Raw genomic sequence first — 12887 nt, forward strand, 5'->3', positions numbered from 1 at the left:
AACTGAACGTCGCGTGCCTCAGCCACTGGAGGCGCCACGGCGCGCATCGGCCAGGTCCCGTGTTGTCCTTTCAAGCCGCAATGCAAGGGTGCGCATCACCTCAAGTGAAATATCCGGAAATTCTTTCAGAAGTTTCAAGAAGTCGTCCTTCGAGACGGTCAAAACATCCATGTTGTTCGCAGCAACCAGTGTGGCGGTTCTTGGTACGTCGCACAGAATTGCGATTTCGCCAACAATTGAATTTTCGGAAACCTGAGCGACCTTTTTCTCGCCCTCGGGCGTTTGCACCAGCACGTCGGCATCGCCGGCCAGAATGATGAAGGCGCAATCGCCTTCCTCTCCCTGAGAACACAAGCGCTCGCCCGATGGGTATTCGGTGCGGTCGCTGATAAAGGCCAGCAGCCGCAGCTTGGTTTCGTCAATTCCGTGAAACAGAGGGACCTTGCGAAGAGCCTCAACCTCGGTTTCCAGGGTCATGTCGTCCTCCAAAGCAATTGCCGTGTCACGCCATTCGATCGGTCCTTGCCGAGCGAAATCGCAAAGGGCTGCCGCCCGTCCATTGTTGCCGCCATTATCTTATCCTTTGTCTGAAATCCGTCCCTGGTCCAATTCGAAACACTGATCGAATTCCGCCGCGATTTCGGCGTTGGACGTGCCATACAGGAAAGTTCTACCGGACAAGATCTGCCTCAGGCTGTCGCGGAGGACCTTGTCTTCCTCCGTCATGCCGGTGGCGATATCATCCAATATGGTGATTTTCGCGTTTTTCAGAAGACCGCGCACCAGGGCGATGCGGCGGCGCTGCCCGGCGGAGAGCCTGGATCCGGCGACACCGACGTGGTAGCCGAAGCCCGCATACACGATCGGCTGACGCAGCCCGGTCTCCTCAACGATCGCCCGGATGACATCGTCAATGCGCCGGCGTGCGTCCCGGCGATCCACACGCGCGCGGCCGAAGATCAGGTTGTCCTCGATCGTCAGCGGCGGCAGGTAAACGTCCGGATCGAAGGCAACGAACTTGTCGTTGTTCCTGACCACGTCTTCCAGGAACCGCTTGCGCGCCTCGATGACTTCCTCCTTGAGGTCATCATCCATCACACCAAGACGGTGACGGGCGGGAACAAGCTTGAACGCGAGTCCGGTCAGCCGGGACCGGTCCGCGTCACTCAGGCCCGGGCGCTGCTGCCCCGACTTCGCGACCCGCACGATGCGCTCGAAATCGGGAATTTCGTCCAGCGTGATGAAGGAGTAGGCCCCCAGAAGACCGCTGTCGCCGGAAACGTTCGAGAACAGTTCCAGCATGGTTTCGGCGATCTTCAGGCCGATTTTCTGCAGTTTCTTGTCGAAGCCGGTTTCCGACAGGAAGGCCTTGACGTCCTCCAGGTCCGGCACCTGGTCCATCGTGATTTCCGGGTCGGAAGGCACAGCGAAGAAGAGGTTGTCCGCAAGGCTCGCACTGGCGTTGAACTTGTCACGGTGCCAGAGTTCGACGAGGCCCTTCAGCGAGGGTTCCTTGGCGATCCGGTCCGCCAGGCTCTTGCGCACGGTGAGGATCTTGTCGGCGAAGCCGTCGTCCAGCGACGGATCGAAGCGCGACTGCAGGCCGAGGCGGTAGATATCATTGTCGAGTCTCACCGCCTTGAGAAGATCAAGAGCCTTCTGGTCGAGCTGCTTCTCGTTCTCGACCGACGCGGCCGGCAGATCCTCCCAGATGGCGGCGAGATCGTAGACGGGATTGAGGGTGAGCTTCGCCTCGCTGATACGGCGATTGTAGTTCCTGAGGTCCTCGCCCGTTCTTTCGGGTGGAACAAGAGGCCGGTGACGGAGGCCGTAATAAAGATTGTCGCGGATGGTTCCGGTCCACACGTGCACCGCCCCGCCAACATAGGCGATTTCACGACCAAGCGTCGAATCTGTCAGCTTGTCGAGATCGTGGTCCCCGATGCATATCTTGCCCGAGGAAGGCGACACCAGCCCCGCTGCAAGCTGCAGCACTTCCGATCGGCCGGAGCCGTCGTGCCCGGCAATCGCGCAGGCGGTCCCCGCGGGAACGGTCAGTGAAATGTCCATGACCTCCTGGCCGGCGGCCCCACCTGAAAAGCTCACATTGTCGAACTTCAGATCGCCGCTGAGTTGGACCTTGTCATCCGCAGTGAGCCGCTCCGCGCCATAGATGTCCGGCGGATCGAAATTCTCGACGACCGTCTGATACTTGACGCTGACGTCGGCGGTCATCTGGTAGTACGACAGAAGCTCCTTCCACGGGCCGGCAAGATCCTTGTAGGCCGCGATAACCGCCAGCAACGCACCGATGCTCAGATTGCCCTCGATCACCAGATAACCGCCGATCAGATAGAAAAAGAACGGCGTCAACTGGTTCATGAAATTGTTCAGGAACTTGATCAGGAACTTCCGGTTGAAGATCTCGTAGCGGATCCTGAAATTCTCATACAGACGCTCGGATATGTCGGCCGAATGCCAGGCGGCTGCGTCGTTGGCATGGATCTCCGCCACGCCGGTAATGCTCTCGCCCACCTTGTCTGCAATCACGCGGACGTTGCGCACCCTCTGGCGCGACAGAATGACGACCCGCTTCTGCAAGTAAGGAATGACATAACCCTGAATGGGATAGGAGCTGATCGCGGCCAGGCCCAGCAATGGGTCCTGCATGAAGATAAACCCGATCTGCACAACCAGCATGCCGCCCTGATAGGCAGGAAGCGCGAAGGCCTCGCCGATAAACCCTCCGACATCCTCCACTTCCGACGTGATCATGGGAATGATCTCGCCGGAACTCACCTTCCTGAAATGAGGCAACCGGAAGCGCAGGACCCGCTGGAACAGTTCGAACCGCAAACGCCGCAGCATGCGCTCGCCCAGGCGCCCCTTGTAGACGTTCAGGTAAAACTTCAGACTGTTGGAAACGACAACCAGAAAAAGAAAGGTCAGACACAGCAGAACAAGATACGGGATCTGATCGAAATCGAAGCCAAGTATAGCGCGTGGAAAATTGGCACCCTGAACTGCGTCATTGACGATGAGTTTCGGCAATTCCAGCAAAACATAGACCACCGGATAGGTGAGCACGGTGACCATGAGAATGAAGATCTGCTGCCTGGAACTGTATTTCCAAATAAAACCGAAAAGGCTCTTTTCCATCAGTCATCCAAACAGATAGGGATCAAACATATGCAAGCAGATCATATTTGGTATATTAGCAAACAGAGAACGAGGCGCCAGCCAGGATTAGCATTTGCAACAACCACTTTGAAAGGGTCCGCAGACCGTTCCTTGTCGATAGTTCCGTGTCAAGACATATCCGCGCGTGACAAAACCCGATCAATTGAGACATAAGCCTCGCAAGGCTGGTTTACAAATTCAGGGGCAGTATGAGTTCAAAGACGCCTAAGATCCTCATCTACAGCCATGATTCCTTCGGACTCGGCCACCTGAGGCGGTGCCGCGCGATCGCGCAGTCGCTCGTCGGTGACTTCGAAACCCTGTCCGTTCTGATCCTGTCCGGGTCGCCGATCATCGGCAGTTTCGAATTCCGGTCCCGCGTCGACTTTGTGCGCATCCCGGGGGTCATCAAGCTGCGCAATGGCGAGTACACGCCGTTGTCGCTGCATATCAACATCGACCAGACCCTCGCGATCCGGTCCTCCATCATCGAACACACGGCCAAGGTCTTCGATCCCGACATCTTCATCGTGGACAAGGAACCGCTCGGCCTGCGCGGCGAGGTGCTGCCGACCCTCGAAGCGCTCAAGGAAACCGACACCCGTCTGGTGCTCGGACTGCGCGACGTGATGGACGATCCCGAAATCCTCAAGGAGGAATGGGACCGGAAGAACGTCTATCCAGCCCTTCGGGACCTTTATGACGACATCTGGGTCTACGGTCCGCAGGACATCTGTAATCCGGTCGAGGGGATCGAACTGCCGGGCTCCGTGCAAGACAAACTGCGCTACACCGGGTTCCTGCGCCGCGAATTGCCCAAGTCCGCCCAGGACCTGCCGGCGCCGACCCCGTTCGACGAAGAGCCCTACATTCTGGTCACACCCGGCGGTGGCGGTGACGGCGTTGAAATGGTCGACTGGGTCATGCGCGCCTACGAAGCGCGGCAGATCCCCCTGTTTCCGGCGCTGATCGTGCTGGGACCGTTCATGCCCGCGGCGGCCGCCGCCCAGTTCAGCGAACGGGCCGAGCATCTTCGGGACGTGGAGATCATCCGCTTCACGCCGCAGATCGAGCCGTATCTCGCCAACGCCACCGCGATCGTGGGCATGGGCGGATACAACACCTTCTGCGAGATCCTGTCCTTCGACAAGCCAACGCTGATGGTCCCGCGCGTTGTCCCGCGCCGCGAACAGGCGATCCGGGCGGAGCGCGCGGAACAGAGCGGGCTGCTCAAGGTGCTGCCGATCGACCGCTATCCCGACCCCGACCTGATGGCCAAGGCCCTGTCGGACCTTCCGGAAATGCCCTCCCCCTCCTCCGCCGGCGTCGACAACCTTCTCGGCGGGCTCGAGATCATCTCCACCCGCGTCGGCGAGATCTTCGAGGACCAGCAGACCAGCAACCGGAAACTGGTCAATTTCTGAGACCTCGCCGGAAGCACCCCTCCCCCGTTCAAGAGCTGAGCAATGTCCAGAGTTGCCATCGTCGTCAAAGGCTACCCGCGCCTGTCCGAAACCTTCATCGCTCAGGAGATCCTTGGGCTGGAGCGGCGCGGCATCGGCGTTCTCATCGTTGCCCTGCGCAAGCCATACGATCCGTTCATCCATGACCTGCACCGGCAGATCTCCGCTGAAGTGATGTATCTGCCCGAATATGTCAGGGACGATCCCGCGCGCGTTGCCCGCGCCAGGCGCTGGGCTGAAAAACAGCCGACCTACCAGGATGCCAAGGCGCAGTTCGATGCCGATTTCGCCCGCCAGTCCAACGCGGACCGGCAACGGCGCTGGGCCCAGGGCTGCGTGTTCGCCCATGAACTTCCCGACGACATCACCTGGATCTACACCCACTACCTGCACACGCCGTGCTCGGCGGCGCGCTACGCCGCGCACATTGCCGGTCTGCCCTGGTCCTTTTCAGCCCATGCCAAGGACATCTGGACCAGTCCGGACTGGGATCTCAGGACCAAGATCAACGATGCCGCCTGGGGCGTGACCTGCACCGCCGTCAATGCCGCGCACCTGAAAGGCCTCGCCGACGACCCGGCCAAGGTGGAGCTGCTTTATCACGGTCTCGATTTCTCCGGGTTCCCAGAGCCGTCCGGCACTCCGTCCACCCGGGATGGAAGCGGCGCCCCCGTGCGCCTGGTCTCCGTCGGCCGCGCCGTGGAAAAGAAGGGCTATGACGATCTGCTCGAGGCCCTGTCCCGGCTGCCGGCCGATCTCGACTGGACCTTCACCCATATCGGCGGCGGCGAGCTGTCGGATGCCCTGAAAACGCAGGCGGATGCACTCGGGGTGTCCGGACGGATTACCTGGCGGGGCGCGCAGCCGCGCGAAGAGGTGATCGCCGCCTGCCGGGAGGCCGATCTGTTCGTATTGCCCTCCAAGCTTGCCAGGACCGGTGACCGGGACGGCCTGCCGAACGTGCTCATGGAAGCCCAGTCGATGGGCCTGTGCTGTCTTTCCACCAGGGTATCGGCAATCCCCGAACTGATCGTCGACGGCGAGACCGGCGTGCTGGTCGAACCGGGAGCGCCCGAAGACCTGGCAAGCGCCATGACCCGGCTGATCCGGTCCCCGGACCAACGGCAAAGATACGGCCTGGCGGCGTCAAAGCGGGTCCGCTCGGAGTTTTCCACCGACCCCGGCCTTGACCGCCTCGCGGAGAAATTCCGCAAGGTGCTGTGACGCCCTCTCGTCTTGAATGTCCGCAGACCCCCGGGATACCCATGAAAATCGCCTTCACCGCGCCGATGAAGCCCCTGGACCACCCCGTTCCCTCCGGTGACCGCACCATGGGGCGCCTCATCGTGAAAGCGCTTGAAAGCATCGGCCACAACGTCACGGTGGCCAGCCGCTTCCGGTCCTGGCGCAAGGACGGCAGCGACGCCATCCAGGCGGAGATGCGGACGCAGGCGCTTGAGGAAGCGGAGCGGATTGCAGGAGATTGGCAGCGGACGGGCTACCGGCCGGACCTCATCCTGACCTATCATCTCTATCACAAGGCACCGGACTGGATTGGACCGGCGCTGGCGGACCGGTTCGACCTGCCCTATGCGATCGTGGAAGCCAGCCGCGCTCCGAAACGCCGCACCGGTGACTGGGCCCTGGGCTTTGCCGCAGCCGACAGCGCCCTGGAGCGCGCCGACGCGGTCGCGGCAATTCACAATGCGGACGCCGAATGCCTTGCGGAGGTCGTGCCGCACCAGCGCCTGTCGGTTCTGCTGCCCTTTCTGGATGCCGAGCCGTATCTTGAGGCCTCGACCGCCGCCAAGCCGCTGGCAGCCCTGCCCCTCAAGCTGCTGGCCGTCGGCATGATGCGCGCGGGCGACAAGGAGCGGTCCTACGAAATCCTGGCCGACGCTCTCGGGCGGATCCGCACCCTGCCCTGGCATCTGACGATTGCCGGCGACGGACCGGTCCTGGACCATGTGCGCGGACTGTTTCCGCCCGAAAGGGCGACCTTTCTCGGCGCGCTTTCACCAGACGCCCTGCCGGCACTCTACGCCCGTCACGACCTTCTGGTGTGGCCCGCGATCCGGGAGGCGTTCGGCCTGGTTCTGCTGGAAGCCCAGGCCGCCGGGCTCGGCGTCGTCGCGGGCGACACCTTCGGCGTTCCCGACATCGTCCGCGACGGAGAAACGGGATTGCTGTCGCCGGAAGGCGATGCCGCCGCGCTCGCGGCGAACCTTAACCGCGTGCTGGAAGAGCCGGAACTCGCCGACCGGCTTGGCTCCGCCGCGCGGCAGCATATTCTCGATCTGCACAGTCTGTCGTCGGGAGCGGCCCGGCTGGAAGCCCTCGCGGAAAAGGCGGTGCGCAACCATGCCCGGCGCAGAGAGGCCTCAAAGTCGTGAGCCTGAAAGCCTTCATTCACGTGCAGCATCTGCTGGGCACCGGCCACGTGGTCCGGGCAGCAGGCATCGGCAAGGCGCTTGCGGCTTCCGGCGTCGAGGTGACGCTTGCCAGCGGCAACCGGATCCCGCCGACATTGGACACCGGCCCGCTGGACGTGATCGAGCTGCCGGCCTGCAAAAGTCCGGACGCCGCCTTCAAGCAGCTTGTCACACCGGAAGGTGAAGCTGTTGACGATGCTTGGAAATCCGCCAGGGTTCATGCATCGATTCAAGCTTTTGAGAAACAGGATTACGATCTGCTCCTGACCGAGACCTATCCGTTCGGGCGGCGCCAGCTGGATTTCGAACTGGCACCGCTGCTGGATACAGCCAGGGCACGGTCGAGACCTCCGCTGATCGCCACGTCCATCCGCGATATCCTGGTGCGCAAGAAGGAGCTTTGGAAAGAACGCTGGATGGCCGACCAGGCGCTGAAATACTACGACCGCATCCTGGCCCATTCCGATCCGGACTTCATCGCTCTGGCCGACAGTTTTCCGTTTGCCGACGACGTCGATCACCTGGTGCGCTACACCGGTTATGTCGGCGGTGCGCCGCGCCCGGTTTCCGGCAGCCGCGACGGCGCGGACGAGGTGATCGTGTCCTGCGGCGGCGGCGCCGTTGCCGGGGCGCTGCTGTCGGCGGTGCTTGACGCAAGGCCCCTGTCCAGACGGGCGGAGGACGCGCCCTGGCGGGTCCTGATCGGGCACGACATTTCCGACGACGCCTTTGCCATCTATCGGCAGAGCGCGGCGGAGGGCATCCTTGTCGAGCGGGCCCGCAGGGACTTCCCGGAGCTGTTGAAACACGCGCGTCTTTCGGTCAGCCAGGCGGGCTACAACACCGTGCTCGACATTCTGGTCGCGGGTGTCCCGGCTGTCTTCGTACCGTTCGCCCAGGCCAACGAGACCGAGCAGACCCAGCGCGCCGATGCCCTTGCCCGCCATGGCCGGGCAATTGTCACACCGGAAACGGGCCTGACACCGGAACGGCTGGCGGCGGCAATCGACGATGCCCTCGCCCTGCCCCGCAGCACGCATGCCGTCCGGCTGGGCGGGGCTGAAGAAAGTGCTCGCGTTCTGCTCGCCGACCTGCAAGACAGACCCTCATGACCTCCGACCTCCAGCGGTTCCGGGACGATCTGACCCGCCATCTCGACTGGTTCGCCGAGCGCGGCCGCAAGGTGCGGTTCTGGTGGCGCGATGATGATGCCATCGAGCCGACGCCTGCTCTCGACCGGATGCTGGAGATCGCCAACCGGCACCAGGTCGACATCGCCCTCGCCGTCATTCCGAAAACGGCGACGCAGGCGCTGGCGGAGCGGCTCGCCGATGAACCGCATGCGCTGGTTCTGCAGCACGGCTGGCAGCATCGGAATTTCCAGCGCAAGGATCTCGGTGAAAAGGCGGCCGAACTCGGTACAAGGCGCGATCCGGCCGACCTGATGGTACAGCTTTCCGACGGCAAGGCGCGGCTAACGGATCTGTTCGGCGAAAAATTCATCGCCGCCATGGTGCCCCCCTGGAACCGGATCGCTCCGGAGATCTCCCGCCGCCTGCCGGACATCGGCCTGACGGGCCTCTCAAGCTTTACCTGGTTCAATTTCCCCCGGGCCCATCAGGTCCAGTCCCATGTCGACATCATCAAGTGGAAAAAGGATGTCCGTTTCATCGGCTGGGAAAGCGCCCGCCTGCGCTTCGACCTGCAGATGACCCGGCGGCGCAACACGGGACCCGAGCCGCTCGGACTGCTGACCCACCATCTGGTGCATGACGACGGCTGCTTCGCATTTCTCGAGGAATTTCTGGCGATTGCCGCGCATCACGAGGGGGCGGACTGGCCGGGTGTGAAGGGGCTGTTCGCGGAGCACACTGGCGGACCTCCGGAGAAGGCTGCAGGATGACGGACACGCTTTTCCTGCTCGCTCCCGGGTTCAAAGATCCGGACTATCCGGGCAAGACCTTTTATTGCTGGCACTGCGCACTCATGGAAGGGGTTCTCGCTTCCTGTCCCGCTCTCGGCGCTGGGCTTAATGTCCGCCGGATCGCCTGGCCAATACCACGGGGTGAACTGGTGAACCTGCTTGGCGAAGACAATCAGAGCCTGCCGGTGCTGGTTCTCGCAGAAGGCGGGTTCATCAACGACAAGGACGCCATCCTGACGGCCCTCACCGAGCGCCATGGATTTCCGCACCCGCATCCGTAGCCCAAATTCCGTCCAAGGCACCCTCACCGCGGCGAAGCGCAGACCCCGACCGGTCAGGACAGAATTGGCCGGAGGGAGCATCGGAAAGCCGGTTCCAGAATTCGTCACGAATTCCGAAATTACTCTGCCGCCTCAACCTCCACCGCCCGCAGCCTGTTGCCGTATTCACGCCTGAGCATCGCCAGTTTGGGATCGATATAGCTTTTGCAGAAAGGCCGCTCAGGGCCGTTTGCGAAATAGTTGCGGAAGCGCTCGTCAGAGGCCTTGAAGTCGGCGAGCGTCAGCACGCTGGTCACCAGCGGTTCGTCGAAGCCGTGCTGCAGGTCGCGCAGGATACGGCCGACCTTCACCCCCGTGCCGGCGTCATAGACATAGACCGCGCTGCGGTATTTGCCGCGCAGCTTGTGGCGGGAGGTGCTGGAATGGGTTCGGAGATGGATCTCGATCAGAACCTCCAGAGGCAGTGCCGCCGGATCGAAGGTCACGACCACGGCTTCGGACCATGCGTCCTCTGGCGGATCGGAGCGGATGAAGCCCTGGTCCACGTTCGAAATGCCGGCGATTGCCTGAAAGACGGCCTCGGTGCACCAATGGCACCCACCGCCGAGCCCAATCCTCACCACTGTTCTCCTTCGAGATATCTCAAGGCGACGAGTGTGCCGTCAGATGGCCTCGCTGGGAAACGGCTTGTCAGAGATTCCCCCAAAGGAGTCGGGGCGACCGTGTTCTGTCTGCGCGGAACCCGTTCATGAAGACAGGCCCCACCCAACCGCGGCGCTTTTCCCGCCTCGTCGCGGGGATCCAATCCACCTTGCCGCTTGCCGCTGTGGATGATCGGGTCGGAGCATGTCGGACGGCCATATTCTCTTTTCAACCGCTCTGGAAACGATTGGATCCCCGATCAAGTCGGGGAAAGCGCGGAAGGTTGGGCTACGGCCGTTTTTCATCCGGCATCCCCGGTCTTGAGCTGGACTCGTCCAAGTGGTCCCGGATCAAGTCCGGGACGGAGCTGCGGGCTGGGCACTCGCCAGTTGCGATCGACACAAGCCTTGAATTCACAGCCGTCCCGTTCTCATATGAAGTCCAATCGGCAAACAGGAGCCGACCATATGCGGTCATGACCACGACCACGATCATTCCGACCTTTCCGAGATCGAGCTGCGCGTCAGGCGCTGGACACGCTTCTGAGCAAAAAGGGCTACATCGACCCGTCCGCCCTGGATGCGCCGCCCAGACCTTCCGCCAGCTTACGGTCTTCCGCGGGGCGCAGCTTTAAAAGAACGAACCCGGCGATCAGCGTCATGCCGACATGTCCGACAAAAGACGACTGGGTATACGCTCCGAAGCCCATCATGAAAGTCCGCCCGACAACCGGTGCAAGGAGACCCTGAGCGACGAACCACAGGGCCACGCCCGCGACCGCGCCCGCGAGGACCAGGTTCAGCCTGGTGATCATGTGGGTCACAAGCACGAAGGCGGAAAACCCGATGGCGCCGACGCAAAAGTGCACGAGAAAACCGACCCAGTAAGGAAGACTGACGCCCAGGCCGAGATTCGCCAGTGCGACGATCAGGTTTGCCGGCTGCAGGACCACTCCGAAAATGAGCGGAGAAATGAACCAGGCATAGACCTCGAACGCGACTTCGGCCACCAGGCCGGCGAGGATGAGATTTCGGAGTGTAATGGACATGGACGTTCTGACTTCCTTCATGGGACAGGTCGTTGCGATATCTTCGCCGCCGCAGATATGCACGCCGGTCCCGTTGCATAAGAGCGGATCTCCTCAACGTGAACGTGGTTTATATCGCGTGATTGCCGTGCAGCAGGACCGGACGGTCGCGCGCGCCCCGGCAGCTCTCTTGCCCGCATGCCGATGCCGGGCTGAACCAGGCCATTCCTGTCTCGACAGCCGGTGCAATTGACAGCGCCGAAACCGCATCCTCATATGAGAGACGCCCAGTTCAAGGAGCCACCCATGTCCGGTCATGACCACGACCACGATCATTCAGACCTTTCCGAGATCGAGTTGCGCGTCAGGGCGCTGGAAACGCTTCTGAGCGAAAAGGGCTACGTCGACCCGCCCGCCCTGGATGCGCTGATCGAGACCTACGAGACGAAGATCGGTCCGAAGAACGGCGCGCGCGTGGTGGTCAAGGCCTGGACGGATCCGGAGTACCGGGACAGACTTATGAGCAACGCCACGGCGGCGATTGCCGAACTCGGCTTTACCGGGCGCCAGGGCGAACACATGGTCGCAGTGGAGAACACCGGGACCACCCACAACATGGTCGTGTGCACCTTGTGCTCCTGTTATCCGTGGACCGTGCTCGGCCTGCCGCCGGTCTGGTACAAGTCCGCGCCCTATCGCTCACGCGCGGTTCGTGACCCGCGCGGCGTGCTGGACGAATTCGGCGTGAAACTGCCTGAGGGCAAGGACATCAAGGTCTGGGATTCGACAGCGGAAATCCGCTACCTGGTGATACCGGAACGCCCGCCCGGCACCGGGGACTGGGACGAGGAGCGGCTGGCCGGCCTGGTCACCCGCGACAGCATGATCGGGACCGGCCTTGCCATCGATCCTCGCGGGAAGGAGCCGGTGGCATGAACGGCGCGCAGGACCTCGGCGGTCAGATGGGGTTCGGCCCGATCGAACGGGACGACGGCTTGAATTTCCATGCACGCTGGGAAGAGCGTGCCTTCGCGGTGACCCTGGCCATGGGCGCGACCGGAGCCTGGACGCTGGACGCCTCGCGCTTTGCGCGGGAATCCCTGCCTCCGGCCGAATATCTGTCGGCAAGCTATTACGAAATCTGGGCCAAAGGACTGGAAAAGCTGGTCGTGACCCACGGCCTCGTCACCGACGAGGAACTGAAACAGGGCAAGGTGCTGGTCGGGCCGAAACAGGTCAAACGGGTGCTGAAGGCCGAAGATGTCGCAGACGTCCTGGCCAAAGGCGCTGCGGTCGACCGGCCCGAACACCAGCCGGCCCGTTACCGTGTCGGCGACAGGGTCCGGACCAGGCGCATGCATCCCGAACACCACACGCGCCTGCCCCGCTACGCCCGCGATGCCGTCGGCAGTGTCGAGGCGGTTCACGGCGTCCATGTCTTTCCGGATACAAATGCCCACCGACAAGGTGAACAGCCCGCCTGGCTTTATGGCGTCACCTTCAAGGGACGGGATATCTGGGGCCCGGACAGCGACCCGGCGCTGAGCCTGCGCCTCGATCTGTGGGAGCCTTACCTTGACCTTGCCTGACGACATGCCCGTGCCGCCACGCCTGCCGCTGGACCAGGACGGCGGGCCTGTGTTCAGCACCCCCTGGGAGGCCCGGGTCTTTGCCATGACGGTCAAGGCCCATCAGGCCGGCGTGTTTTCCTGGAGCGAATGGGCCGAGGCACTCGGAGCGGAACTGGCGCTTGACGGGATGGACGACAGCGGCGACGCATTGACCGGCTATTACGACCACTGGCTGGCCGCGTTCGAAAAGCTGCTGACCGCAAAGGGCGTTGCCGGTCCGGGCCAGCTCGCCGATCTCAGGACCGCCTGGGACAGGGCCGCCCGCGCGACACCCCACGGGCAGCCAATCGAACTTGAAAAGATCTGA

Annotated in this window: 13 protein-coding genes; 9 read left to right on the top strand and 4 right to left on the bottom strand. The window is 62.4% G+C overall.

The window, feature by feature from the left end; genetic code table 11:
- Window positions 1-18 precede the first annotated feature (18 nt).
- The gene (locus AC0VX3_RS19460) at window positions 19-477 is read right to left on the bottom strand and encodes a cyclic nucleotide-binding domain-containing protein (RefSeq protein WP_342893873.1); all 459 of its coding nucleotides are present in this window, start codon (window positions 475-477) and stop codon (window positions 19-21) included.
- Window positions 478-576: 99 nt separating this feature from the next.
- Complete coding sequence (locus AC0VX3_RS19465; RefSeq protein WP_475521897.1) at window positions 577-3159, bottom strand: ATP-binding cassette domain-containing protein; 2583 nt, start codon at window positions 3157-3159, stop codon at window positions 577-579.
- 230 nt (window positions 3160-3389) lie between these two features.
- On the opposite strand from AC0VX3_RS19465, the gene AC0VX3_RS19470 reads away from it, so the two are divergent.
- The 6 genes from AC0VX3_RS19470 to AC0VX3_RS19495 are packed head-to-tail and all read left to right on the top strand — an operon-like array spanning window position 3390 to window position 9280.
- Window positions 3390-4604 carry a glycosyltransferase family protein gene (locus AC0VX3_RS19470; protein ID WP_475521898.1) on the top strand — a complete coding sequence of 405 codons (1215 nt, stop codon included), beginning with the start codon at window positions 3390-3392 and terminating at the stop codon, window positions 4602-4604.
- 42 nt (window positions 4605-4646) lie between these two features.
- A complete protein-coding gene (locus AC0VX3_RS19475) occupies window positions 4647-5867 on the top strand; it encodes a glycosyltransferase family 4 protein (protein ID WP_475521899.1) in 1221 nt (406 codons plus the stop codon).
- Between the two features lie 41 nt (window positions 5868-5908).
- Window positions 5909-7036 carry a glycosyltransferase family 4 protein gene (locus AC0VX3_RS19480; RefSeq protein ID WP_475521900.1) on the top strand — a complete coding sequence of 376 codons (1128 nt, stop codon included), beginning with the start codon at window positions 5909-5911 and terminating at the stop codon, window positions 7034-7036.
- The gene (locus AC0VX3_RS19485) at window positions 7033-8187 is read left to right on the top strand and encodes a glycosyltransferase family protein (protein WP_475521901.1); all 1155 of its coding nucleotides are present in this window, start codon (window positions 7033-7035) and stop codon (window positions 8185-8187) included. Before AC0VX3_RS19480 ends, AC0VX3_RS19485 begins: the two co-directional genes overlap by 4 nt.
- Window positions 8184-8978 (top strand): polysaccharide deacetylase family protein, encoded by a 795-nt coding sequence (locus AC0VX3_RS19490; protein ID WP_475521902.1) that lies wholly within the window; start codon window positions 8184-8186, stop codon window positions 8976-8978. The genes AC0VX3_RS19485 and AC0VX3_RS19490 overlap by 4 nt, the downstream gene beginning before the upstream one ends.
- On the top strand, window positions 8975-9280 hold the full coding sequence (locus AC0VX3_RS19495) for a DUF3088 domain-containing protein (protein WP_475521903.1): 306 nt from the start codon (window positions 8975-8977) through the stop codon (window positions 9278-9280). The genes AC0VX3_RS19490 and AC0VX3_RS19495 overlap by 4 nt, the downstream gene beginning before the upstream one ends.
- Window positions 9281-9399: 119 nt before the next feature.
- Here the strand turns inward: AC0VX3_RS19495 and AC0VX3_RS19500 are convergent, their stop codons facing one another.
- Window positions 9400-9900, bottom strand: a complete 501-nt coding sequence (locus tag AC0VX3_RS19500) for a peptide-methionine (S)-S-oxide reductase (RefSeq protein ID WP_475521904.1) — start codon at window positions 9898-9900, stop codon at window positions 9400-9402.
- A 578-nt stretch (window positions 9901-10478) separates the two neighbouring features.
- Window positions 10479-10970: a hypothetical protein gene (locus AC0VX3_RS19505; protein ID WP_475521905.1), complete on the bottom strand. Its 492-nt coding sequence runs from the start codon at window positions 10968-10970 to the stop codon at window positions 10479-10481.
- A gap of 285 nt (window positions 10971-11255) precedes the next feature.
- Between AC0VX3_RS19505 and nthA the strand changes: the two genes are divergently transcribed.
- From nthA to AC0VX3_RS19520, 3 genes are read left to right on the top strand one after another with little or no spacing between them, the layout of a single operon-like run.
- Window positions 11256-11885 (top strand): nitrile hydratase subunit alpha, encoded by a 630-nt coding sequence (gene nthA, locus AC0VX3_RS19510; RefSeq protein WP_475521906.1) that lies wholly within the window; start codon window positions 11256-11258, stop codon window positions 11883-11885.
- On the top strand, window positions 11882-12538 hold the full coding sequence (gene nthB, locus AC0VX3_RS19515) for a nitrile hydratase subunit beta (RefSeq protein WP_475521907.1): 657 nt from the start codon (window positions 11882-11884) through the stop codon (window positions 12536-12538). Before nthA ends, nthB begins: the two co-directional genes overlap by 4 nt.
- Window positions 12525-12887 carry a nitrile hydratase accessory protein gene (locus tag AC0VX3_RS19520; RefSeq protein WP_475521908.1) on the top strand — a complete coding sequence of 121 codons (363 nt, stop codon included), beginning with the start codon at window positions 12525-12527 and terminating at the stop codon, window positions 12885-12887. The genes nthB and AC0VX3_RS19520 overlap by 14 nt, the downstream gene beginning before the upstream one ends.

The sequence above is a fragment of the Roseibium sp. QJM3NY_11 genome (assembly GCF_056173175.1).

Bases quoted from the DNA above. Each gene is read 5' to 3' on its own strand.
- AC0VX3_RS19460 (WP_342893873.1), bottom strand. From the start codon at position 477: ATGACCCTGGAAACCGAGGTTGAGGCTCTTCGCAAGGTCCCTCTGTTT.
- AC0VX3_RS19465 (WP_475521897.1), bottom strand. From the start codon at position 3,159: ATGGAAAAGAGCCTTTTCGGTTTTATTTGGAAATACAGTTCCAGGCAG.
- AC0VX3_RS19470 (WP_475521898.1), top strand. From the start codon at position 3,390: ATGAGTTCAAAGACGCCTAAGATCCTCATCTACAGCCATGATTCCTTC.
- AC0VX3_RS19475 (WP_475521899.1), top strand. From the start codon at position 4,647: ATGTCCAGAGTTGCCATCGTCGTCAAAGGCTACCCGCGCCTGTCCGAA.
- AC0VX3_RS19480 (WP_475521900.1), top strand. From the start codon at position 5,909: ATGAAAATCGCCTTCACCGCGCCGATGAAGCCCCTGGACCACCCCGTT.
- AC0VX3_RS19490 (WP_475521902.1), top strand. From the start codon at position 8,184: ATGACCTCCGACCTCCAGCGGTTCCGGGACGATCTGACCCGCCATCTC.
- AC0VX3_RS19495 (WP_475521903.1), top strand. From the start codon at position 8,975: ATGACGGACACGCTTTTCCTGCTCGCTCCCGGGTTCAAAGATCCGGAC.
- AC0VX3_RS19505 (WP_475521905.1), bottom strand. From the start codon at position 10,970: ATGTCCATTACACTCCGAAATCTCATCCTCGCCGGCCTGGTGGCCGAA.
- nthA (WP_475521906.1), top strand. From the start codon at position 11,256: ATGTCCGGTCATGACCACGACCACGATCATTCAGACCTTTCCGAGATC.
- nthB (WP_475521907.1), top strand. From the start codon at position 11,882: ATGAACGGCGCGCAGGACCTCGGCGGTCAGATGGGGTTCGGCCCGATC.